Source organism: Lentzea cavernae, assembly GCF_014653695.1.
In the GTDB taxonomy this organism is placed as follows: Bacteria; Actinomycetota; Actinomycetes; order Mycobacteriales; family Pseudonocardiaceae; genus Lentzea; species Lentzea cavernae.
This window is the reverse complement of sequence record NZ_BNAR01000007.1, coordinates 400,059-421,851: the sequence shown is the minus strand read 5'-3', so window position 1 is coordinate 421,851 and position 21,793 is coordinate 400,059. Positions and strand designations below refer to the sequence as shown.

General features: G+C 70.0%; 14 protein-coding genes. 7 read left to right on the top strand and 7 right to left on the bottom strand.

What is annotated here, in order from left to right:
- Positions 1-64: 64 nt before the first annotated feature.
- The 4 genes from IE307_RS24915 to IE307_RS24900 all read right to left on the bottom strand — a co-directional run bounded on the left by IE307_RS24915 (position 65) and on the right by IE307_RS24900 (position 7,809).
- A complete protein-coding gene (locus tag IE307_RS24915; protein WP_191301632.1) occupies positions 65-3,802 on the bottom strand; it encodes a Pls/PosA family non-ribosomal peptide synthetase in 3,738 nt (1,245 codons plus the stop codon).
- 100 nt (positions 3,803-3,902) lie between these two features.
- Positions 3,903-5,351 (bottom strand): DUF4153 domain-containing protein, encoded by a 1,449-nt coding sequence (locus IE307_RS24910; RefSeq protein ID WP_191301630.1) that lies wholly within the window; start codon positions 5,349-5,351, stop codon positions 3,903-3,905.
- A gap of 788 nt (positions 5,352-6,139) precedes the next feature.
- Positions 6,140-7,111 carry a HAMP domain-containing sensor histidine kinase gene (locus IE307_RS24905; protein WP_191301774.1) on the bottom strand — a complete coding sequence of 324 codons (972 nt, stop codon included), beginning with the start codon at positions 7,109-7,111 and terminating at the stop codon, positions 6,140-6,142.
- A 23-nt stretch (positions 7,112-7,134) separates the two neighbouring features.
- Positions 7,135-7,809 carry a response regulator transcription factor gene (locus IE307_RS24900; RefSeq protein WP_191301628.1) on the bottom strand — a complete coding sequence of 225 codons (675 nt, stop codon included), beginning with the start codon at positions 7,807-7,809 and terminating at the stop codon, positions 7,135-7,137.
- A gap of 84 nt (positions 7,810-7,893) precedes the next feature.
- Here IE307_RS24900 and recD2 point away from each other — a divergent pair, with 84 nt between their 5' ends.
- The 4 genes from recD2 to IE307_RS24880 all read left to right on the top strand — a co-directional run bounded on the left by recD2 (position 7,894) and on the right by IE307_RS24880 (position 13,907).
- Positions 7,894-10,065 (top strand): SF1B family DNA helicase RecD2, encoded by a 2,172-nt coding sequence (gene recD2, locus IE307_RS24895; protein WP_191301626.1) that lies wholly within the window; start codon positions 7,894-7,896, stop codon positions 10,063-10,065.
- Between the two features lie 290 nt (positions 10,066-10,355).
- On the top strand, positions 10,356-11,636 hold the full coding sequence (locus IE307_RS24890; RefSeq protein WP_191301624.1) for a M14 family zinc carboxypeptidase: 1,281 nt from the start codon (positions 10,356-10,358) through the stop codon (positions 11,634-11,636).
- A 14-nt stretch (positions 11,637-11,650) separates the two neighbouring features.
- Positions 11,651-12,733 carry a serine hydrolase domain-containing protein gene (locus IE307_RS24885; protein ID WP_191301622.1) on the top strand — a complete coding sequence of 361 codons (1,083 nt, stop codon included), beginning with the start codon at positions 11,651-11,653 and terminating at the stop codon, positions 12,731-12,733.
- Positions 12,734-12,815: 82 nt separating this feature from the next.
- Positions 12,816-13,907 carry a serine hydrolase domain-containing protein gene (locus IE307_RS24880; RefSeq protein ID WP_191301620.1) on the top strand — a complete coding sequence of 364 codons (1,092 nt, stop codon included), beginning with the start codon at positions 12,816-12,818 and terminating at the stop codon, positions 13,905-13,907.
- Positions 13,908-13,983: 76 nt separating this feature from the next.
- Here IE307_RS24880 and IE307_RS24875 read toward each other — a convergent pair whose 3' ends face one another.
- The gene (locus IE307_RS24875) at positions 13,984-15,600 is read right to left on the bottom strand and encodes a glycosyl hydrolase family 18 protein (RefSeq protein WP_191301618.1); all 1,617 of its coding nucleotides are present in this window, start codon (positions 15,598-15,600) and stop codon (positions 13,984-13,986) included.
- A gap of 363 nt (positions 15,601-15,963) precedes the next feature.
- Here IE307_RS24875 and IE307_RS24870 point away from each other — a divergent pair, with 363 nt between their 5' ends.
- Positions 15,964-16,623: an HAD family hydrolase gene (locus IE307_RS24870; protein WP_191301616.1), complete on the top strand. Its 660-nt coding sequence runs from the start codon at positions 15,964-15,966 to the stop codon at positions 16,621-16,623.
- Here IE307_RS24870 and IE307_RS24865 read toward each other — a convergent pair.
- Positions 16,613-19,018 (bottom strand): ATP-binding protein, encoded by a 2,406-nt coding sequence (locus IE307_RS24865; protein WP_191301614.1) that lies wholly within the window; start codon positions 19,016-19,018, stop codon positions 16,613-16,615. The genes IE307_RS24870 and IE307_RS24865 overlap by 11 nt on opposite strands.
- Before the next feature lie 204 nt (positions 19,019-19,222).
- On the opposite strand from IE307_RS24865, the gene IE307_RS24860 reads away from it, so the two are divergent.
- Together IE307_RS24860 and IE307_RS24855 are read left to right on the top strand one after the other, a co-directional pair.
- Positions 19,223-19,936 (top strand): response regulator, encoded by a 714-nt coding sequence (locus tag IE307_RS24860; RefSeq protein ID WP_191301612.1) that lies wholly within the window; start codon positions 19,223-19,225, stop codon positions 19,934-19,936.
- A 130-nt stretch (positions 19,937-20,066) separates the two neighbouring features.
- On the top strand, positions 20,067-20,939 hold the full coding sequence (locus tag IE307_RS24855; RefSeq protein ID WP_229905029.1) for a DNA-3-methyladenine glycosylase family protein: 873 nt from the start codon (positions 20,067-20,069) through the stop codon (positions 20,937-20,939).
- Here IE307_RS24855 and IE307_RS24850 read toward each other — a convergent pair.
- Positions 20,845-21,792, bottom strand: a complete 948-nt coding sequence (locus IE307_RS24850) for a serine/threonine-protein kinase (RefSeq protein ID WP_191301610.1) — start codon at positions 21,790-21,792, stop codon at positions 20,845-20,847. The genes IE307_RS24855 and IE307_RS24850 overlap by 95 nt on opposite strands.
- Position 21,793 lies beyond the last annotated feature (1 nt).

Sequence of the window (21,793 nt, the reverse complement as noted above, 5' to 3'; positions counted from 1 at the left end):
CCCGAGAGGCGCGCGGAATGCGGCTTGTAGTCAAGCTCTAGTGCGTAATGGTGTACGGAGAAGCTCATGTCCACGCGGAGATCGGGTTGCCCAGCCAACGGGTTCCCGACGGTACATCCTCTCCGCGCATGACGAGCGAGGCGGGTCCGATCGTCGTGTGAGCGCCGACGGACGCACCGGGCAGCACGATTCCGTGCGGGCCCAAAGTAGAACCGGCGCCCAGCTCCACGCGGTCCATCCGCAGGATCCGGTCGTGGAACAGGTGCGTCTGCACGACGCAGCCGCGGTTGACCGTCGCACCGGCGCCCAGCTTCACCAGGTCCGCCTCGGGCAGCCAGTACGACTCGCACCACACGCCGCGGCCCACGGACGCGCCCAGCGAGCGCAGCCACAGGTTCATGATCGGCGTGCCGCCGGAGAACCCGATCAGCCACGGCACCGCGAGCACCTCGACGAACGTGTCCGCCAGCTCGTTGCGCCACACGAACGCCGACCACAGCGGGTACTCACGGGTCTTGAACCGCCCCACGAGCGTCCACTTGGCGATCACGGCGACCACGCAGGCCAAGACGCCGGCGCCCAGCAGCACGAGGCCGGACGCCCAGAGCCCGAACTCCTTCAGCGCGAACAGCACGAGCACGACCAGCGCCACGTTCAGCATCACCGGCACGAACCGGCACAGCTCGACCAGCGCCCGCGCCCACATCAGGTGCTTCGGCGGGTCGAACGTGCGCGACTGGTCCGACACCTCGGCGGCGCGCGGCAGCTTCATCGGCGGCATGCCCAGGTACGACGACCCGGCCTTGGCCCGCTTCGGAGCCGCCGACAGCACGCCGACGAGCCCGCCCTTGGGGACGTTGCGGCCCGGTGCGGTCATGCCCGAGTTGCCCAAGAACGCCCGCTTGCCCACGCGGGCCGTGGCGATGCGCAGCCAGCCGCCGCCGAGCTCGTAGGAGGCGACCATCGTGTCGTCGGCCAGGAACGCCCCGTCGCCCACTCGGGTCATCTTCGGCAGCGCGACCACAGTGGACGCCTCGACGCCGCGGCCGACCTTCATGCCGAGCAGCCGCAGCCACACCGGCGTGAACAGGGACGCGTACAGCGGGAACAGGGCCGAGCGCGCGTTGTTCATCAACCGCTCGGTCGTCCACGCCGCCCACGCGACGCGGCTGTGCACGGGGTAGTGGCCCTCGCGCATGCCGATGCCCAGCAGGCGCACGGCGACGAGCACGATCAGCGCGTAGGAGCCGAACCAGATCGCGGAGGCGACCGGCACGTCCCACAGCGCGGAGGACAGCGTCACCGGGCGGCGCAGCACGTAGAGCAGGGCCGGAGCCGCCGCCAGCAGCGGCAGCGCGGCCAGCAGGCCGGACGAGACGCCGTACATCAGGTTCCAGAAGCGCGACCGTTCCGGGCGGCGCGACGGGAACGAGCGCGCCGCCTTGCCCTCGCGGATCGCCGGGACGCCCGCCCAGCGCTGGCCGGTCGGAACGGAGCCGCGGACACCCGAACCGGGCGCGATCTCGGCCTTCTTCCCGATCTTCGCACCGGGGAACAGCGTGCTGCGCGCACCGACGGTCGCGCCCGCGCCGATCCGGATGCGGCCGATGCGCAGCCTGTCGCCGTCGATCCACCAGCCGGACAGGTCGACCTCGGGCTCGACGGCGGCGCCGCGCCCGACCTTGAGCATGCCGGTGACCGGCGGCAACGAGTGCAGGTCGGCGCCTTCGCCGATCTTCGCGCCCAGCGCCCGCGCGTAGTGCGTGACCCAGGAGCCGGAGAGCTCGGTGGCGCGCGACATCTGCGCCAGCATCTCGGCGGTCCACAGTCGCAGGTGGACGGATCCACCGCGCGGGTACTCGCCGGGCTTCACCCCGCGCAGCAGCAGTCGCGCGCCGCCGGCGGAGATCGCGAGACGGCCGGCGGGGCTCAGGAACACGACGAACCCGGCCGCGACCCACCACCACGACACCGACGTCCAGCCCAGCACGTTCGACAACGCCGTCAGCGCCACGACCCAGCGCGCGCCGGAGATCGTGAGCAGCGGGATCATCAGCAGCGTCTGGACGACACCGGTCCAGCGCGGCGTCGGCGCGACCTCGTGCACCTCGGCCGTCTCGCCGTACGACTCGAGCCTGCGAGCCAGCTTGTAGAGCGTCGGGTTCTGGTAGACGTCCTGCACCGACGTGCTCGGGTACCGCGTGCGGATCATCGAGACCAGCTGCGCGGCGCCCAGCGAGCTGCCGCCGGAGGCGAAGAAGTTCGCGCCCTCGGAGGCGGGCCCGGAACCGAGCACGGCGGCCCACTGCTCCGCGAGCCAGCCCTCGAGACCGGAGAACACCACTCCCGCGGTGTCCATCGACTCGAGCGGCCACGGCAGGGCGGCGCGGTCGACCTTGCCGGACGTGCGCGTCGGCAGCGTGTCGACCACGGCGATCAGCGGGACGAGAGCGGCGGGCAGTTCGGCGCGCAGCTGTTCGACGGCCGCGTCCTGCTCGAACTCGCCGTCCGTGACGACGTAGCCGACGAGGATCTGGTTGCCGCCGCGCGTCGTGCGCACAGCGGCGGCGGCACCGGCGATGCCGGGCAACGCCGCCAGGGCCGCGTCGACCTCGCCGAGCTCGATGCGGCGGCCGCCGAGCTTGATCTGCTCGTCCGCGCGGCCGAGGAACACGAGGCCCTCCGGCTCGGCGCGGACCACGTCACCGCTGCGGTAGGCGCGCTCCCAGCCCATCGAGGGCAGCGGCGCGTACTTCTCGGCGTCCTTGGCCTCGTCGAGGTAGCGCGCCAGGCCGACGCCGCCGATGACCAGTTCGCCGGACTCGCCCATGGGCACGACCTCGCCCCTGGCGTCCACGACGACGAGCTCCCAGCCGTCGAGCGGCAGGCCGATGCGCACGGGGCCCTGGCCGGTCATCTGCGCGGCGCAGGCGACGACCGTGGCTTCCGTCGGACCGTAGGTGTTCCAGACCTCGCGGCCGGGGACGGCGAGCCGCTCGGCCAGTTCGGGCGGGCAGGCCTCGCCGCCGAAGATCAGCAACCGGACGTCGTCCAGCGCCTCGACGGGCCACAGCGCGGCCAGCGTCGGAACGGTGGAGACGACGGTGATCTCCTGCTCGACCAGCCACGGACCCAGGTCCATGCCGGTGCGCACGAGCGAGCGCGGCGCGGGCACCAGGCAGGCGCCGTAGCGCCAGGCGAGCCACATCTCCTCGCAGGAGGCGTCGAACGCGACGGACAGGCCCGCCAGCACCCGGTCCTCCGGCCCGATCGGCTCGTCGGTCAGGAACAGGCGCGCCTCGGCGTCCACGAACGCGGCGGCGCTGCGGTGGGTGACGGCGACGCCCTTGGGCTTGCCGGTCGACCCGGACGTGAAGATGATCCACGCGTCGTTGTCCAGGCCCGGTTCTCCCGGCACGCCGAGCGTGGTGCCGTGCAGGACGAGGGAACGGCCCTCGCCGAGCACGGCACTCACCTGCGCCTCGCCGAAGACGAGCTCGGCGCGCTCGTCCGGGTCCTCGAAGTCGACGGGCACGTAGGCCGCGCCGGCCGCGAGGGCCGCCAGGATCGAGACGTAGAGGTCGACCGTGCCCGAGGGCACGCGGATGCCGACCCGGTCGCCGACCCCGACGCCCTCGGCGGCGAGCTTTTCCTTGAGTTCCAGTACTTCCGTGATCAGTGCGCGGTACGTCAGCGCGGTGGTGCCGTCGTCGACGGCCAGCGCGTCCGGGTGCTCTTCAGCACTCGCGCGCAGGATGTCCAGGAGGGTGCGCGGTGCGGGCGCCTCGCCTGCCGTGAACATCGATCGAAGGACAACGGGTTCAGCCGCAATCGTCACGTCAGCGTCACTTCTCACCCTCTCGGCAACCGGTAGCTGTGCAACTTTACAGGCACGTCAAGGACTACCTCTCTCCCGAGTACGCGCCCTCACAGGTGAGTTCAGTCACGACAACACTTTCGAGTGAGTTGCGAGCGTTGTGGCGCGCGAGGTTCCACTCACGCCAGTCCTTCTCCGGAGTGCGATTCCTCATCCACCGCAACGCACACGAGCGTTCGTGCTCGGGCAGCCGCACCAACGCGGGCACCGCGTCCTCCGACAGCTGCGACAGGTAGTAGGTGTCGATCTTCTTCGTGGCCTCGAACCGCGACACGTTGTAGTCGGCGACCACCCGTTCGGGGTTCATCGCCACCACCGCGAGGAAGAACGCGGCACCCGTCGCGACGATCGCCTTCGGCAACCAGTTGGCGCGCAACGAGATCCCGCTCGCGATCACCATCACGTACACGACCGCCAGCCACACCTCGCACGACGCGACGAGCAGCCGCAGCACCGTCCACCCGTACGCCTGCTGGTAGAACCACATGCGGCTCAAGGCACTCGCCACGATGACCAGCGTGAGAACAGCCAGCGAACCCAGCAAAACCCGCAACGCCAACTGTTCCTGCTTCGTCTTCTTCACCGCGAACCGCGCGACACCGGCGATTACGCCGAGCGTGAGAATGGTGACCCACAGCAGCTGCCAGAACCCGGACCGCGCGTACTCGGCGAACGTCACGCCCGCCGTCTTCATCACGTAGGCCTCGCCACCGAACAACACCGCGAGCTGCGTCCCCACGAACCCGGTGAACAGCAACACGAGCACACCGACCGGCAACCCGTAGTCCTTGAGCCGCAACGACCCCGGCTTGCCCTCGGCGTCCTCGTCCATCTCCGGCGGCGCCGCCACCAGGTAACAGGCACCGAGCGCGCCGAACGCCGCCACGACCCCGAAGAACGTCTGCTGCGCCCAGTCGTCCACGTTGAGGTCGGGGATCAGGCCTTCCAGGAAGTCGTTGAACCCCTTGTCCGCCCCGGCCAGCAACGACCCGAAGACCAGCAACAACACCAACGCCACACCGACGGAGACGAACGGCCTGACCCCGATCGGCCCGCGCCTCTTGAACCCCTTCGCCACCCACGGGATGGACCGGAACCCGCCCAGCCCGACACCGACGGCACCGAACACGAGCCCCCGCACCGTCTTGCCGCCTGCCATGGCGATCGACCCGCACAACATCGAGGCCAGCAGGCTCAGCGGGAACACCCACTCCGCCGCCCGCAGGAAGGCCATCGCGAGGAACGCCAGCGCCCCCGCCAGCCACAGCGCCCGCTCGAGGGTCGGCTTGCCGCTGTAGAACAGCACGCCGCCGACACCGACGAGCCCGGCCAGGAACCAGCCGATGCCGTTGTTCGGCACGGCCAGGAACGCTCCGGCGAGGCCCGCGGCGAGGCCCGCGATCAGGGCTTTGCCGGGGGCGCCGGTGGTGGGCGGACGCCACCAGGGCAGGAACGGGAGGCCGGGGGCGGTCATGGCGGCCGCGGCGGCGGGGTAGCGGGGCGGGCCCTGCCACGGGGAGGGGGGCGGGAGGGTGGCGGTGACGACCTCGGCAGGTGCCGCGACGGGCGGCGTCAGAGGCGTGGCCTGCGGAGGTTCGGCGGGCGTGGCCTGCGCAGTCTTCGCAGCGGGCGTGGCCTGCGGGGCTTCGGCGGGCGTGGCCTGCGCAGCCGGCGTTGCATGTGGAGCCTTCGCAGCTGGCGTGGCCTTCGCAGCTGGCGTGGCCTTCGCAGCCGGCTGATCTTGTCGGACCTCCTGAGTAGGTTGAGTCGCAGGGGTTCCCAGCTCGGAGGTACCCCTGCGAGAGCCTGCCTCGGCGCCCGGCCCGCCTCCTTCGGAGCCCGACGCCTTCGCTGAACCGGCCGCGCCCTCAAGACCCGGCGACCCTTCTGCAGAAGCCGGCACCTCCTCCGAAACGCCCGCGCCCCCGGATCCCGGCACCTCCTCCGAACCGTCCGTCTCCGCAGGGTCCGGCGAGCCCCCAGAGCCCGCCGGCCTCCCGCCCACCGGCCGGTACCCCGTCTTCCGCAGGTGCCGGTACCGAGGCCGCCCAGCGGCCTTTCCTTCAGCGGCCTTCCCCTCAGCGGCCTTCCCCTCAGGAGCCTTCCCCTCAGGAGCCTTCCCCTCAGGAGCCTTCTCCGAAGGCGTTTCGGAACCCGTCGAGTCAGTCATAGCTCTCTCCCAAGCCCGAACACGGGCGTGCGTCACCGCCACACCGTCACAGCGGTGCGGACATCAAGTCGTCCAGAGGCAAAAAGCCCAGGTCAGCGAGGCAAGGTCACCTGGATGCAGGACCCGGGTTCCACGACGGCGATCGTGCCGCCGTGCAGGTCCACCACCCACCGGGCGATGGCGAGCCCGAGCCCGGTCCCGCCACCGCCCGCCCTCTCCCCTCGGGTGAACCTCTCGAAGATCCGCGAGCGGTCGGCCGGCGCGATGCCGGGCCCCTCGTCCCGGACCTCCAGCACCACGCTCGAAGCGGACGCGTACCCGGTCACGGACACCAACCCCCCGGTGGGTCCGTGCCGGGCCGCGTTGTCCACCAGGTTCACGAGCACCTGGTGCAGCCGCTCCCCGTCAGCGAAAACAGTCAGATCAGCCGGCACGTCGATCGAGAACGCGGCGGAGGGGGCGGCCACGGCGGCCTCCGCCACCACGTCGGCCGCCAGGGAGGACACCGGCAACGTCTCCCGGTTCAGCGACAGCACCCCGGCGTCGATCTTCGACAGGTCCAGCAGCTCGGTGACCAGCCGGCCCAGCCGCTCGGTCTGCGCCAGGGCGGTCCGCATGGTGGCCGCGTCGGCGACCGCCACGCCGTCCACCACGTTCTCCAGCACGGCCTGCAACGCCGAGATCGGCGTTCGCAGCTCGTGCGACACGTTCGCGATCAGCTCGCGCCGCTGCTGGTCGGCGGCGGCCAGGTCCGCGGCCATCACCGTGAACGCCTCGGCGAGCTGCCCGACCTCGTCGGACGACGAGACGCGCACCGACCGCGAGTAGTCCCCGGAGGCCATCGAGCGGGCGGCGGAGGTCATCTCCCGCAACGGCGAGGTCATGCCGTGCGCGAGCAGCTGCGAGGTCAGCAGGCCCAGCACCAGGGCGATCAGCGTCGTCCGGGGTGGCAGCCAGCCGGTCACGTAGCGGAAGTACGCGAACGACACGCACCCGGACACCACGATCACGATCCCGAGCTTGAGCTTGATCGACCGCACCGAGTCCAGCGGGCGCGGCAGCATGTCGAGCAGCTCGAGCACGCGCTTCACCGGGGTACCTCCAACGCGTACCCCACGCCGTGCACGGTCCGGATCAGGTCGGCGCCGAGCTTGCGGCGCAGCGCCTTCACGTGCGAGTCGACCGTCCGCGACGACGCCCCCTCGTGCCACCCGCACGCCTCCGCCAGCAACCGCTCGCGGGCCTGCACGGCGGAGGGGCGCTCGGCCAGGAACACCAGCAGGTCGTACTCGGTCGGCGTCAGATGCGCCTCGACGCCCGACCGCGACACCCGCCGCGACGCCAGGTCGATCAGGAGATCACCCAGCTCCAGCGACCGCGACGACACCGCCCGCGACACCCGCCGCAGCAGCACGTGCACCCGTGCCGCGAGCTCGCGCATCGAGAACGGCTTCGTCAGGTAGTCGTCGGCCCCCACGGCGAGCCCGACCAGCAGGTCGGTCTCGTCCCCCCGCGCGGTGAGCATCAGCACCGGCACCGACCGCGACGCCTGGATCCGCCGGCACACCTCGAGCCCGTCGAACCCCGGCAGCATCACGTCGAGAACCACCAGGTCGGGCAGGAACGAGGCGGCGAACGCCACCCCGGACGGCCCGTCGTGGGCGACGGCCACCTCGAAGCCCTCAGCACGCAGCCGCGCGGCCACGGACTCGGCGATCGTGATGTCGTCCTCCACGACGAGCACCCTGCGCTGACCTGTCATGGCGGCGACTTTATGGGTATGTCGTGGAGGACGCCGGGACAAGTTGTGAAGATCGTGTGCAGACCCGCGGGGTAGGTTCGCCCCATGAACGTCCTCGAAGCGGTCCTGGAGAGGATCACGTACGCCAACGAGGACAACGGCTACACCGTCGCCAAGGTCGACACGGGCCGAGGTGACCTGGTCACGGTCGTCGGCGCGCTGCTCGGCGCGCAGCCGGGCGAGTCGATCCGCATGCGCGGCACCTGGGGCTCGCACCCGCAGTACGGCAAGCAGTTCCACGTCGACGACTACACGACGATCCTGCCCGCGACGATCCAGGGCATCCGCCGCTACCTCGGCTCCGGCCTGATCAAGGGCATCGGCCCGGTGCTCGCGGACAAGATCGTCACCCACTTCGGCGTGAACGCCCTGGAGGTCATCGAGCACGAGCCGCAGAGACTGATCGAGGTCCCGAAGCTCGGCCCGAAGCGCACCAAGCTCATCGCCGACGCCTGGGAGGAGCAGAAGGCCATCAAGGAGGTCATGGTCTTCCTGCAGGGCGTCGGCGTCTCCACGAGCCTCGCCGTCCGCGTCTACAAGCAGTACGGGGACAAGTCCATCGACGTGGTCAGGGACGAGCCGTACCGCCTCGCGGGCGACGTGTGGGGGATCGGCTTCAAGACCGCCGACGTGATCGCCAAGGCCGTCGGCATCCCGCACGACAGCCCGCAGCGCGTGAAGGCCGGGCTGCAGTTCACGCTCTCCGAGGCCACCACCGACGGCAACTGCTACCTGCCGGAACAGGCCCTCATCGCGGACGCCATCAAGATCCTCCAGGTCGACACCGGGCTGGTCATCGACTGCCTCGGCGAACTGGTCGAGGAGGAAGGCGTGGTCCGCGAGGAGCTGCCGGACGACGAGATCGCGATCTACCTGGTCCCGTTCCACCGCGCCGAGATCTCCATGGCCGCGCAGCTCAAACGCCTGCTGCACAGCGACGACGACCGCATGCCGAGCTTCGCGACCGTCGACTGGGACAAGGCCCTGGCCTGGCTCGGCACCGACCTCGAGGAACACCAGGCGGCGGCGGTCAAGCTCGCGCTGACGCAGAAGGTCGCCGTGCTGACCGGCGGTCCCGGCTGCGGCAAGAGCTTCACGGTCCGCTCGATCGTCCGGCTCGCCCAGGCGAAACGGGCCAAGATCGTCCTGGCCGCCCCCACCGGACGCGCGGCCAAGCGCCTCACCGAGCTCACCGGCCACGAGGCCCGCACCGTCCACCGCCTGCTCGAGCTCAAGCCCGGCGGCGACGCGGCGTACGACCGCGACCACCCGCTCGACGCCGACCTCGTGGTCGTCGACGAGGCCTCGATGCTGGACCTGTTGCTGGCCAACAAGCTCGTGAAGGCCGTCCCGCCCGGCGCGCACCTGCTGCTGGTGGGAGACGTCGACCAGCTGCCGAGCGTCGGCGCGGGGGAGGTGCTCAGGGACGTGCTCGCGCAGGGCAGCCCGATCCCGAACGTCCGGCTCACGCACATCTTCCGCCAGGCCCAGGAGTCCGGCGTCGTCACGAACGCCCACCGCATCAACAGCGGCGACTACCCCATCGTCCAGGGTGTGCCGGACTTCTTCCTCTTCAGCGCCGACGAGGCCGAGGACGCGGCCGCGCTGACCGTGGACGTCGTCGCGAACCGCATCCCGCGCAAGTTCGGGCTCGACCCGCGCAAGGACATCCAGGTCCTCGCCCCGATGCACCGCGGCCCCGCCGGTGCGGGCGCGCTCAACACCGTGCTCCAGGAGGCGCTGACGCCGTCCAGGGACAACCTGCCCGAGAAGCGCTTCGGCGGCAGGGTGTTCAAGCTCGGCGACAAGGTCACCCAGATCCGCAACAACTACGACAAGGGCCGCAACGGCGTCTTCAACGGCACCCTGGGCGTGGTGATCGGCCTCGACACCGTCGAGCAGAAGCTCACCATCCGCACCGACGAGGACGAAGAGGTCGACTACGAGTTCTCCGAGCTGGACGAGCTCAGCCACGCCTACGCCATGACCATCCACCGCTCCCAGGGCAGCGAGTACCCGTGCGTGGTCATCCCGATCACGACCAGCGCGTGGATGATGCTGCAACGGAACCTGCTCTACACCGCCGTCACGCGCGCGAAGAAGCTCGTGGTGCTCGTGGGCAGCAAACGGGCCATCGGCCAGGCGGTGCGCACGGTCGGGGCGGGCCGCCGCCACACGGCGCTGGCCCACCGCCTGAGGACCGCGCGGACGGCCTGAGTTTCGTCAGTCCACGCTGCGCACGATCGTCGGCTCCAGCCCCTCGTCGTCGTCCGCGACGGAACCCCGTCAGGGGAAGGAGATCTCGGCGACACCGTCGTTGTAAAGGTGGTCCATGGCTTGCGCTCCCGCTTCTGCACAACAACTTCTGCGATGCCAGCCGGAATGTTATTGATTTTCGTCACAGCCCGCCAAGTGGTTGCCCGTGGTGTCCCAAAAACCGGACGGTAATCATCCGGTCGGTCGAACGGACTGGCGATGATCAGCCGAACGGCCCATCATCGTTGATCATGCGGACCGCTGTCGCCCTGCTCGCCTGCCTGGCCCTCCTCCTCAGCCCAGCACCGGCTCCGGCGGAAGGTCCACAAGCGACGTACGTGCTGCGCGTGCCGGCACCGATGGGTGATTCCGCGCAACGGTTGCTGGGCCTCGGCTACGACGTGCTGGAACAGCGCGACGGCGCCGACCTGTTCGTCGTCGGCGGCCCGCGGACCTCCCAGGAGCTGCGCGCCGACGGCTACGGGTCCACCGTCGAGACGGTGACGCCTCCATCGCAGCGGGAGCCGCGGTCGCTCGCGGGCACGACCTACTACGGCGGCTACCGGACCATCACCGCGCACCTCGCCCACCTCGACGAGGTCGCTCGCGCCCACCCCGGCCTCGCGACCGTCGTCGACTACGGCGACTCCTGGCGCAAGACGCAGGGCAGCGGCGGTTACGACCTGAAAGCCGTCTGCATCACCCGGAAGAGCCCGGGCGACTGCGCGCTGACGCCCACCGCGCCGAAGCCGCGCCTGTTCGTGATGGGCCAGCTCCACGCCAGGGAGATCACCACCGGCGACATGGCGTGGCGGTTCGTCGACGACCTGGTCGGCTCGCAGGACCTCACCGCGATGCTCGACGCCGTCGAGGTCTGGGTCGTGCCGATCGCCAACCCGGACGGCGTCGAGATCGTCGAGTCCGGCGGTGACACGCCCGTCCTGCAGCGCAAGAACGCGAACGGCACCTGCACCTCCGGCCCCCGTGGCGTCGACCTCAACCGCAACGCCGGCTCGCACTGGGGCGAGGTCGGCTCGTCCAGGAACAAGTGCAGCGAGACCTACCAGGGCACGCGCGCCGACTCCGAAGTGGAGGTCCAGGCGCTGGAGTCGTTGTGGCGCAAGCTCTACCGCGACACCCGCGCGCCCGGTGACACCGCGACCGCCTCCGCCGACACGACCGGCGCAGTGATCTCCATGCACAGCTACGGCGACTACGTGCTCTTCCCGTGGGGCTGGAGCACGCAGAAGACGGGCAACGACGCCGCGCTGCGCAAGATCGCGAACGACATGGCCGCGCTGTCCGGCTTCACCGCGGGCCAGCCCGGCGAGGTGCTCTACAACGCCTCCGGCGCCACGGACGACTGGGTGTACGACGACCTGGGCGTGCCCAGCTTCGTCTGGGAGATCGGCGCGAGCTCGGGCCGGTGCGGCGGCTTCCTGCCGGCGTTCTCGTGCCAGCAGGACGTGCACTGGCCGAAAGTGCGTCCCATGCTCGTTTCGGCCATGAACGCAGCAAAACGTCCGTATTGACGCGTTGTGGTGGCATGGGGAAACGCTTGCCAGCCGCCATCGCCGCATTCAGCCTGCTCTTCACCGGCACCGCCGTCGCCGAGGAGACGGGGGTCGACCGGAGGATCGTCCAGGAGGGGCTGGACGAACTCGTCGCGGTCGGGGTCGCCCAGGGCACCCAGGCCCGGATCACCGACGGCCGGACCCACTTCACCGCGCGGTCCGGCACCGCCGAGATGGACAAGCCGCGCCCGGTGCCGCTCAACGGCCGGTTCCGCGCGGGCAGCATCACCAAGTCCTTCACCTCGACCGTCGTCCTGCAGCTCGCCGGCGAGGGCAGGATCTCGCTGGACGCGCCCGTCGACCGCTACCTGCCGGGCCTGATCGACGGCCGGGTCACCGTCCGCCACCTGCTCCAGATGACCGGCGGGCTCTACAACTACACCGACGCCCTCGCGTTCGACCCGCAGGGCTTCGAGGAGATCCGCTACCGGAGCTGGTCGCCGCGGGAGCTCGTCGCGATCTCCACCGGCAGGCCGCTGGACTTCGAACCCGGCACGAGGTGGAACTACTCCAACACCAACTACGTCGTCCTCGGCCTGCTGATCGAGAAGACCACCGGCAGGCCGTACGAGGAGGCCGTCGAGCGGCGCATCCTGAAGCCGTTGCGCCTCAACGACACCACGTTCCCCGGCGACGACGTGGAGATCCGCGGCCCGCACGCCCACTCGTACGGCGTCGTGAACGGGCAGCCGATCGACACCACCCGCTGGAACCCGTCCGTCTTCTGGGCGGCCGGTGACGTCATCACGACCACCCGCGACCTCGACACCTTCTACGCCGCGCTGCTCACCGGCAGGCTGCTGCAGCCCGCCCAGCAGACCGAACTGACGAAGACCACCGCGGTGAGCACCGACTACGGCCTCGGCGTCTTCGTGGAGAAGGCCCCGTGCGGCACCACGATCATCGGCCACCCCGGTGGTGTGCCGGGCTTCTCGAGCTACGCCTACTCGACCCCGGACCTGAAGCGCCGGGTGGAGCTCTCCATCAGCGCCGGTGTCGGCACCGGCGACCCGGCGAACGCCTACGGCAAGCTGGTCAACGAGATCTTCTGCTAGAGGTCTCTCAGCAAAACCCCTAGGGACTCCGTACGACTGAAGGTGGATGCGGAGGTGTGCCGCGCCTCGCCAAGGTGGGGGCATGGGGATTCGATTGGTAGCCACAGTCACCGCAGCGAGCCTGCTGGCTCTGACCACCGCGGGCGTCGCCTCGGCGGACACGTCGGGCACGGACCGCAAGGCCGTCCAGCAGGCACTGGACCAGATCACGCGGAGCGGGGCGGCGCTCGGCGTGCAGGCGAGGGTCGTGGACGGGCGGCAGCGCTTCACCGCCACCTCCGGCAAGGCCGAGCTGGACGGCGACCGCCCGGTGCCGGACAACGGCAGGTTCCGCGTCGGCAGCATCACCAAGACGTTCGTGTCGACGGTGCTGCTGCAGCTGGCCGGGGAGGGGAAGCTCGACCTGGACGCCCCGGTCGTCCGCTACCTGCCCGGGCTGATCGACCAGCGGATCACCGTCCGCCAGGTCCTGCAGCACACGAGCGGGCTCTTCAACTACACCAACGCGTTGCCGCTCAACCCGGACGAGTTCGAGAAGATCCGCTACAAGCACTGGTCACCGCAGGAGCTCCTCGCCATCTCCACCGCGAAGCCGCTCGACTTCGACCCCGGCACGCAGTGGAACTACTCCAACACCAACTACGTCGTCGCCGGCCTGCTGGTCGAGAAGCTCACCGGCAGGCCCTACGAGAAGGCCGTCGAGCAGCGGATCCTGAAGCCGTTGCGCCTCAACGACACCGAGGTGCCCGGCGACAGCCCGAACATCAAGGGCCCGCACGCCCACGGCTACTGGACCGTGGCGGGCAAGCCCTCCGACATCACCCGCATCAACCCGTCGGTCGCCTGGGCCGCCGGTGAGATGATCTCCACGACCCGCGACCTCGACACGTTCATCACTGCGCTGTCGAGCGGCGAGCTGCTCAGGCCCGCCCAGCAGGCCGAGATCAGCAAGACCACGGCCGTGAGCCCGCAGTACGGCCTCGGCCTGCAGGTCGAGACCCTGCCGTGCGGTACCAAGGTGTGGGGTCACGGCGGTGGCATCCCCGGCTACTCGTCGCAGCTGCTGAGCACGCCGGACAGCAAGAAGCGCTTCGAGCTCAACGCCACCAGCGGTCCCACCGAGGGCGACCCCGGAGATGCCTTCAACAAGCTGCTCACCGAGGTCTTCTGCTGATTGAGGGCAAAACAAAAGGGGAGCTGGGTTGACCCAGCTCCCCTCCCGGCGTTTATGAAGGACTACCCCAGAAGATCTAGCCCAGGGCGTTCTTCATCGCGGTGATCAACTCTCCGTTCGCGGTGTCACCCGTCAGCTCCCAGAAGAACGCTCCACCCAGGCCCTGGCTGCGGGCCCACTGGATCTTGCTGGTGATCGTCTGCGGGGTGTCGTAGCTCCACCACTGGCCGTTGCAGAACGCGTAGGCGGTGCCGGCGATCGTGCCGGTGGCGGGGCACTTCGTCTTCAGGACCTTGTAGTCCTCGATGCCGGGCTCGTGGGTGCCGGGAGCCGGACCGGTCGCCGTGCCACCGGGGGCAGCCTGCGTCACGCCCGTCCAGCCTCGGCCGTAGAAGCCGATGCCGAGCAGGAGCTTGCTGGCGGGAACGCCCTTGGAGCGCAGCTTGGAGATCGCGGCCTCGGAGTTGAAGCCGGCGGTCGGGATGCCGCTGTACGACGTGAGCGGGGAGTGCGGAGCCGTCGGGCCCTGAGCCGCCCACGCACCGAAGTAGTCGTACGTCATGACGTTGTACCAGTCGAGGTACTGCGACGCGGGACCGTAGTCGGCGGCGTCGATCTTGCCGCCGGCGGAACCGTCAGCCGTGATCGCCGCGGTGACCAGGAAGTTCTGGCCGAACTTGGTGCGCAGCGCCTGAGCCATGTTCGCGAACGCGGCCGGACCGCTGGTGTCGCAGGACAGGCCACACGCGTTCGGGTACTCCCAGTCGATGTCGATGCCGTCGAACAGACCGGCCCAACGCGGGTCCTTCAGCAGGCTGTAGCAGGAGTCGACGAACGCGGGCAGGTTCCGCGACGCCTCACCGAAGCCACCGGACCAGGTCCAGCCACCGAAGGAGTAGAGCACCTTGATGTGCGGGTACTTCTTCTTGAGCTTGAGCAGCTGGTTGAAGTTGCCGCGCACCGGCGCGTCCCACACGTCAGCGACGCCGTCGACGCTCTCCGCCGCGGTCATCGACTTCTCGATGGCGGGGAAGGCCTCGCCGATGGTGCACTTGCCGCCCACCACGTTGCCGAACGAGTAGTTGATGTGCGTGAGCTTCGACGCCGAACCGGAGGTGTCGATGTTCTTCACCTGGTAGTTGCGCGCCGGGTAGACACCCCACTCCGCGAAGTAGCCCAGGTTGATCTTCCCCGGAGGCGGGGGCGGGCCGGTCGTCGTCGTGGTGGTCGTGGTGGTGGTCGTCGTCGTGGTCGACGTCGTAGTGGTGGTCGTCGGGTTGGTCCCGCCGGCCTCACAGGAGCCACCGTTGAGCTTGCAGTTGGTCGGCGCACCGAACGTGCCGCTGTAGGAGCCGTTGAAGCCGAAGCTCACCGACCCGCCGACACCGATGCTGCCGTTCCAGGTGTTCTTGACCGTGACGGTCTGGCCGTTGGCCGTGTAGGAGCCGTCCCACAGCGACGTGACCTTGTGGTTGGCCGGCAGCGTGAACTCGACGGTCCACGACGTCAGGGCCGCCGCGCTGTTGTTCTTGATCGTGTACTTGCCCTCGAAGCCCGTTCCCCAGTCCGAACCCTTGGAGAACGTGGCGGAAACGCCACCGGCGCCGCTAGCAGCGGGCACGACGACGATTCCGAGGACCATCGCGGCGACTGCCGCGAAGAGAGCAGCTAGATGCCATCGGAACTTGGACATCGGTCTCCTCAGTCGCAGGGGGTACCGGAACGATGTGGTTTAGACCACTCGAAGGTCAAGGTCTAGACCTCTGCCGTCACTCGAATGGAGCAGTTCGAAAACGGTTTAGTACGTCCCCGGGTGTCCGGTTCCGGGCTATTGGTCAACATCGGCGGGGTCGCGAGACGACAAGCCGTGTCGCGGCGACTGCCCACACTGGACGGTCGAGCTGATTTCGTTCCAGGTCAAAGTGTTTCGCCCCGACGTGGCCTGACCCAGGTGTGCCGAATCGATTCCGAAGCGCACTGCGCCAAGTTCGCACCATCGGGTCAAACCAGGTGGTCCGCCGAGCGTCCCCGCGCCCCCTGCCTCAACCATGATCGAGTGACGCTTCTCGCGACCGTCTTCAACCTCGACGACACCCTCGTGGACAGCGCGGCGACCTGGAACCAGGTCATCACCGCTGTCGCCGCCCGCCACGACCGCTCGTGGACCCGCGCCGACTGGGCCGCGATCCAGGGCAGGACGACCTGGGGTGCCTACCTCGCCGACCGCTGCGACGGCCTGACGCCGGAACGCGCCGTGTCGGAGTGCGTCGACGGCATGGTCGACGCGATCGCGCGCGGCACGTTCGGACTCCAGCCGGGGGCCGCGGACCTCGTCGCCCTCGCCGCGGAGCTCGGGCCCGTCGGGATCGTGTCGGCGGCGCCTCGGAGGTACGTGCGGGCCGCCGCGTCGGCGTCCGGGATCCTGCGGCACGTGCAGGTGATCGTGAGCGGCGAGGAGGTCGCGAACGGCAAGCCGGCGCCCGACCCTTACCTGGTGGCGGCGCGCAAGCTGGGGCTGGAACCCGGTCAGTGCCTCGCCGTCGAGGACTCCGGGCCGGGCATCCGCTCGGCGCACGCCGCCGGGATGACGGTGCTCGCGATCTCCAGCGCGCCCACCGAGGCGCTGCACCTGGCCGCGCAGCACGCCGCCGACGCGACGCTGGCGGCCAAGGTGATGTGCCGGCTGTGGGTCGACGTGTACGCGCTCAGCCGATAGCCCGCTCCGCACCCCACGCGGCGACGTCCTCGCGGCTCTGCAACCCCAGCTTCTCCCGCAGTCGCAGCAGCCGCGAGGCCACGGTCCGCACGGACACGTTGAGCCGGTTCGCGATCTGCTGGTTCGTCAGGCCCGTCGCGAGCAGCGCGATCACCCGCCGCTCGTGGTCGTCCAGCGAGTCGAAGGCGGCCTCCGTGCGGTCGAGCCACACCTCGTCCTGGATGAACGCCTCGGTCTCCGCGGCGGTCAACGGCGTGCTGACGGCCTCTGCGCGCGCGACGGGGAGCATCAGCCGTGCGGTGCGCATGGCTCCGGCGACCTTCTCCGCCCAGAACGGATTCGGCACCACGCCGACAGAGCGGCGCATGGCTCGTCCGGTCGCTTCAAGCCGTAGCGCGCGCTCGGCCTGACCGCGCATCAACGCGACCACGGCGAGGCCTTCCAAGGCGTCAGGAGCGGTCAACGGGTTGATGCCGTCCATGCGCAGAGCCTCCTGGAAGGCGTGCGCGGACTCGTCGAGTTCGCCCTGCACCAACGCGACGGCGCCGCGGGTGTTCAGCGCGGAGGCGATGCGCGCGGGAACGCCCGACGCGCGTGAGATGGGCAACGCGGACATGACGTCCTTCTCGGCGCGTTCGTGCTTGCCCAGCGGCAGTGCCGTGCGTGCCAGATCGACCAGAGCCTGCGCACGGGCGAGGGGCTCGCCCAGCAACTCGGCGACGCGCAGGCACTCGGTGTTGTTCTTGTCCGAGGCCTCCCACTCGCCCGAGGACTGCTGCACCGCCGCCAACGTGCTGCGGCAGCTCATCCCCAGGGCCGTCGAGCTGTCCGGCGCCAGTCGCGAGGCCGCGCGGGACAGTTCCGCGGCCTCGTCGTGATCACCCTGCTCGGCCGCGAACCGGGCGGCGTGGTTGAGGGCCACGCACCGGTAGTCGTCCCGCGTGGACGGTCGCCGCAGCGCGTCCCGCAGCATCACGCGGGCCTGGCCGAGCCGTCCTCGCCGGGCGGCGCAGTCCGCGAGGGCGGCCGTCAGCAGCAACAGGCGCTCGTCGCGGCGGTCCGCCGCCCACTCGACCGTGCCGAGCAGGCTGTCGACGTGGTTGTCGAGCTTGAGCTGCACGTCCGCGGGCATCGACAGCGGAGTCGTGAGCAGCGCGTCCGACAGGTCGGTGAACCAGCGGGCCAGCGCCTCGTAGGCGGTGTCGAGCTCACCGGCCGCCAGCAGCTTCTCCCTGGCGTGCAGCCGGATCGTCTCCAGCTGCCGGAAGCGGGTCGTGCCGGGGGTGGCCGACAGCAACGACTTCGCCTGCAACCGGGACAGCACGTCGAGCACCGGTTCCGCGAAGCGCTCCGATGAGCAGACCTCGTTGGCCGCTGCCAGGTCGAAGCCGCCGTCGAACACCGAGAGCCGCCGCAGCGCGAACTGCTCGTCCGGCTCCAGCAGCCGGTAGCTCCAGTCGATGGCCTCGCGCAACGAGCTCTGGCGCGACGGCGACTTGCGGCAGCCCAGCGTCAGCAGTTCCAGCGGCTCGTCCATGCGGTCGCAGATGTCCGTGACCGGCAACAACTGCACCCACCGCGCCGCGAGTTCGATCGCGAGCGGCATGCCCTCGAGTCGTGCGCACAGCAACGCGACCGCGGCCGTGTCGCTCGTCGTCAGCCGGAAGTCGGGCTTGCGCTCACGAGCCCTGTCCACGAACAGCTTCACGGCCTCCGAGCGCGGCGCCGCCGTCGTGACCAGGTCCCGATCCGTCGAGGGAACGGGCAGGCCCTCGACGTGGAAGCTGACCTCACCGGTGATCCACAGCGCTTCGCGCGAGGTCGCGAGGACCCGGACGCCGGGGCACCGGTTCAGCAGCGTGTCGGTGAGTTCGGCGCACGTGTCGAGGAGGTGCTCGCAGTTGTCGAGGACCACGACAGCCTTCATGTTCACGAGCGTCTCGACCACGGTGTCGCGCAACGGTTCGTCGGCCTGGACGAGGACTCCGAGCGCGTCGGCGAGGGCAGGCACGACGTCTCGGGACGCGGTGATCTCGCCCAGCGCGACCAGCAGGACCCGGTCGGTCCGCCCGCGCCGCAGCCGGCCCGCCGCCTCCAGGGCGAGCCGCGTCTTGCCCGCACCCGCACCGCCGACGAGCGTAACGAGACGATGCCTGCGCAACAGCTGGTCGATCTTCGACAGCTCCTGCTGGCGGCCGACGAACGTGTCGCGCGCGGCGGGCAGGTTCGAGAGGACGCGCAGGTTCTGCCTGGCCGCGGGCGTTGCCGCGGACACGGTGACACGGCGGCGGTAGGCCCGTTGGCGGCACGCGTTGGAGCAGTAGGACCTGCGTTGCTCGGAGGTGGCGGGAGGCATCGTGCCGTCGCACAGTGCGCAACGCCCGTTGCTGGTCATGAGTCCTTCTCCTCCAGCCGTAACGGCAGGGTGTTCCTGTCTCGGTCCGGCGTTCTGGCAGGTGGTGCGGGGTGAGCAGGTGCGTGCGACCCGTTACGGCTCGATACGGGCGAGACGGTTCGCGACCTGGTCGTTATGCCTGCCTTCCCGCGGCTCTCGTTCGGGAACAAACTGGAAGCTGGTCCGGTCTGACAGGGAGTCGGCATGACGTTGACGACGAGCACTTCGTGGACGAGCGCAGGTCTGCAGCTGGTGGACAAACCGCGCACGATCACCGTGGGCATCGCGGACGACCAGGTGCTGATCCGCACCGGGGTCCGCGGTGTGCTGGAACGGTCTGGCGGCGTCGTGGTGGTCGGTGAGGCCGGCGACGGCGGCGGCGCGCTCGAACTCGCGCGGCGCCAGCGCCCGCAGGTGCTGCTGATGGACGCGTCCATGCCCGGCATGGAGGGCCTCGCGGCCGTGCGGCTGGTGCGCAGGCACGTGCCGGGCACGCAGGTGGTCCTGCTGTGCACCCCGCACACCGAGGAGATGCTCTTCCCGGCGTTGCGCGCCGGTGCGGCGGGATTCCTGTTCAAGAACGGAGAACCCGGCGCGCTCGTGAACGCCGTGCGAGCCGTGGCCGCCGGAGAGGCGATGCTCTCGCCGTCCGCCACGCGTGCGTTGATCGACCACTTCACCGGCGCCGACTCGGAACGCCGTGACGCCGCGCGCAGCCGCATCAGCCTGCTCACCCGACGCGAACAGGAAGTGTTGGTGTACCTGGCGCAGGGCATGGCGAACGCACGCATCGCACGGCTCATGTACCTCTCGGAAGGGGCCATCAAAGCCCATGTCAGCCGACTGCTGACGAAACTCCGGTGCGACAACCGCGTCCAGGCCGCTCTCATCGCACGCGACGCCGCCCTTCCCTGCTGAACGTGACAACTGCTGCAACGGCGCTGAGGTCAGCCTAGCCACGGATATTCTTGCTGCGAAGCAGGTCACCCGGTTGGCCCCGTCCGGAATGATGTCGCTTTCCCGCCAGCGTCTCGACAGGAATGGCGTCATGCTGGTGGACATGCGGTTGAGCACGTTCTCGGAACGGTTGTCCTTTCAAGCACCTCTTCACCCGGACAACCTGTTCGGCCACCTCATCGCCACCGCCGTGCCGGGCGTGGAGGAGTGGCGCGACGGTGTCTACCGGCGGAGCTTGCGACTTCCTTCCGGTTTCGGGATCGCCTCTTTGCGACCGTTCCCCGACCACGTCGCCTGCACGCTGGAACTGTCCGATCCCGGCGATTTGGCCAGTGCTCTAGACCTTTGCCGGTTTCTGCTGGACCTCGACGCCGATCCATTGGCGGTGGACGCCGCGTTGTCCGAGGATCCCCTTTTGGCACCGTTGATTTCCGCTGCGCCCGGCCGCCGTGTGCCGCGCACGGTGGACGGCGCGGAGTTCGCCGTTAGGGCCGTGCTGGGCCAGCAGGTGTCGACGAAGGCAGCGCGCACGCACGCCGCACGGCTCGTGGCGGCGCACGGCACGCCGGTGGGGGACCTGTTCCTGTTCCCGCTGTCGTTCGACGTCGACGAGATGGCGGTGCCCGCGTCGCGGCGCCGCACGATGGCCGCGCTGCTCGGTGCGCTGGGGTCCGGTTTGGACCTGTCTCCCGGGGCGGACCGGGCCGCCGCGCGCGAGGAGCTGTTGTCGCTGCCCGGCTTCGGCCCGTGGACCGTCGAGTCGATCCTGATGCGCGCGTTGGGCGACGACGACGCGTTCCTGCCGACCGACCTCGGCATCAGGCTGGCCGCCGAGGCGCTGGGCCTGCCGTCGACCCCGGCGGCGCTGGTCAGGCGTTCGGAGGCGTGGCGGCCGTGGCGGGCGTACGCGGTGCAGCACCTGTGGGCGACAGGTGACCACGAGGTGAACCGAATCCCGGCCTGACCTGCACGCTCGAGTACATCGCCGTCGAGCCGTCCCGCACGAAGCCCGGCAACGCCGGTGGGTCCTGCGCAAACCCTTGCAGGTCGTCGAAGACCTCGAGCGCCGTCGCGGGCCGGTCTTGAGGGTCCTTGGCCAGCAGCCGCTGCACCACGGGGTCGAGCGCTCCCGCCGTTCTCGGCGGTGCTTCCTTGACGTGCTTGTCGAACACCGCGTAGGCCGTCGGGCCGGTGAAGAGCTGGTCGCCCGTCAGCATCTCGTGCAGCACGCACCCCAGCGCGTACAGGTCGCTGCGCGGCTCGGCGATCCCGCGCTGGATCTGCTCGGGCGCCATGTAGCTCGGCGTGCCGAGGATCTGACCGGCCCGGCTGAACGGCGCGACGTCGCTCTCCCGCAGCAGCGCGAGGCCGAAGTCGAGCACCTTCACCGCGCCGTCCGGGCACAGCATCAGGTTGGTGGGCTTGAGATCGCGGTGGCAGATGCCGCGTTCGTGCGCGGCCGCGAGGACCGCGGCGGCCTGCGCGGCGATGTTCGCGGCCCAAGCCTCCGGCAGGGGACCGAACTCGCCGACCAGATCGGCCACCGTGACGCCGTCGACGAACTGCATGACCTGGAACAGGCGCTGCTCGAACGTCCCGTAGTCGTACAGGACGGGCACTCCGGGGTGCTCCAGCTTCGCGACGATCCTCGCCTCGCGCGCGAACCGTTGCGCCACCTCGTCATCACTGCCGGGCAGCCGCAGGAGCTTGACCGCGACGCGCCGATCCAGGCGCAGGTCCCGCCCCTTGTGCACGGCACCCATGCCACCCCGCCCCAGCGGCAGGTCGTCGATCTCGTAGCGGTCGGCGATCAGCACC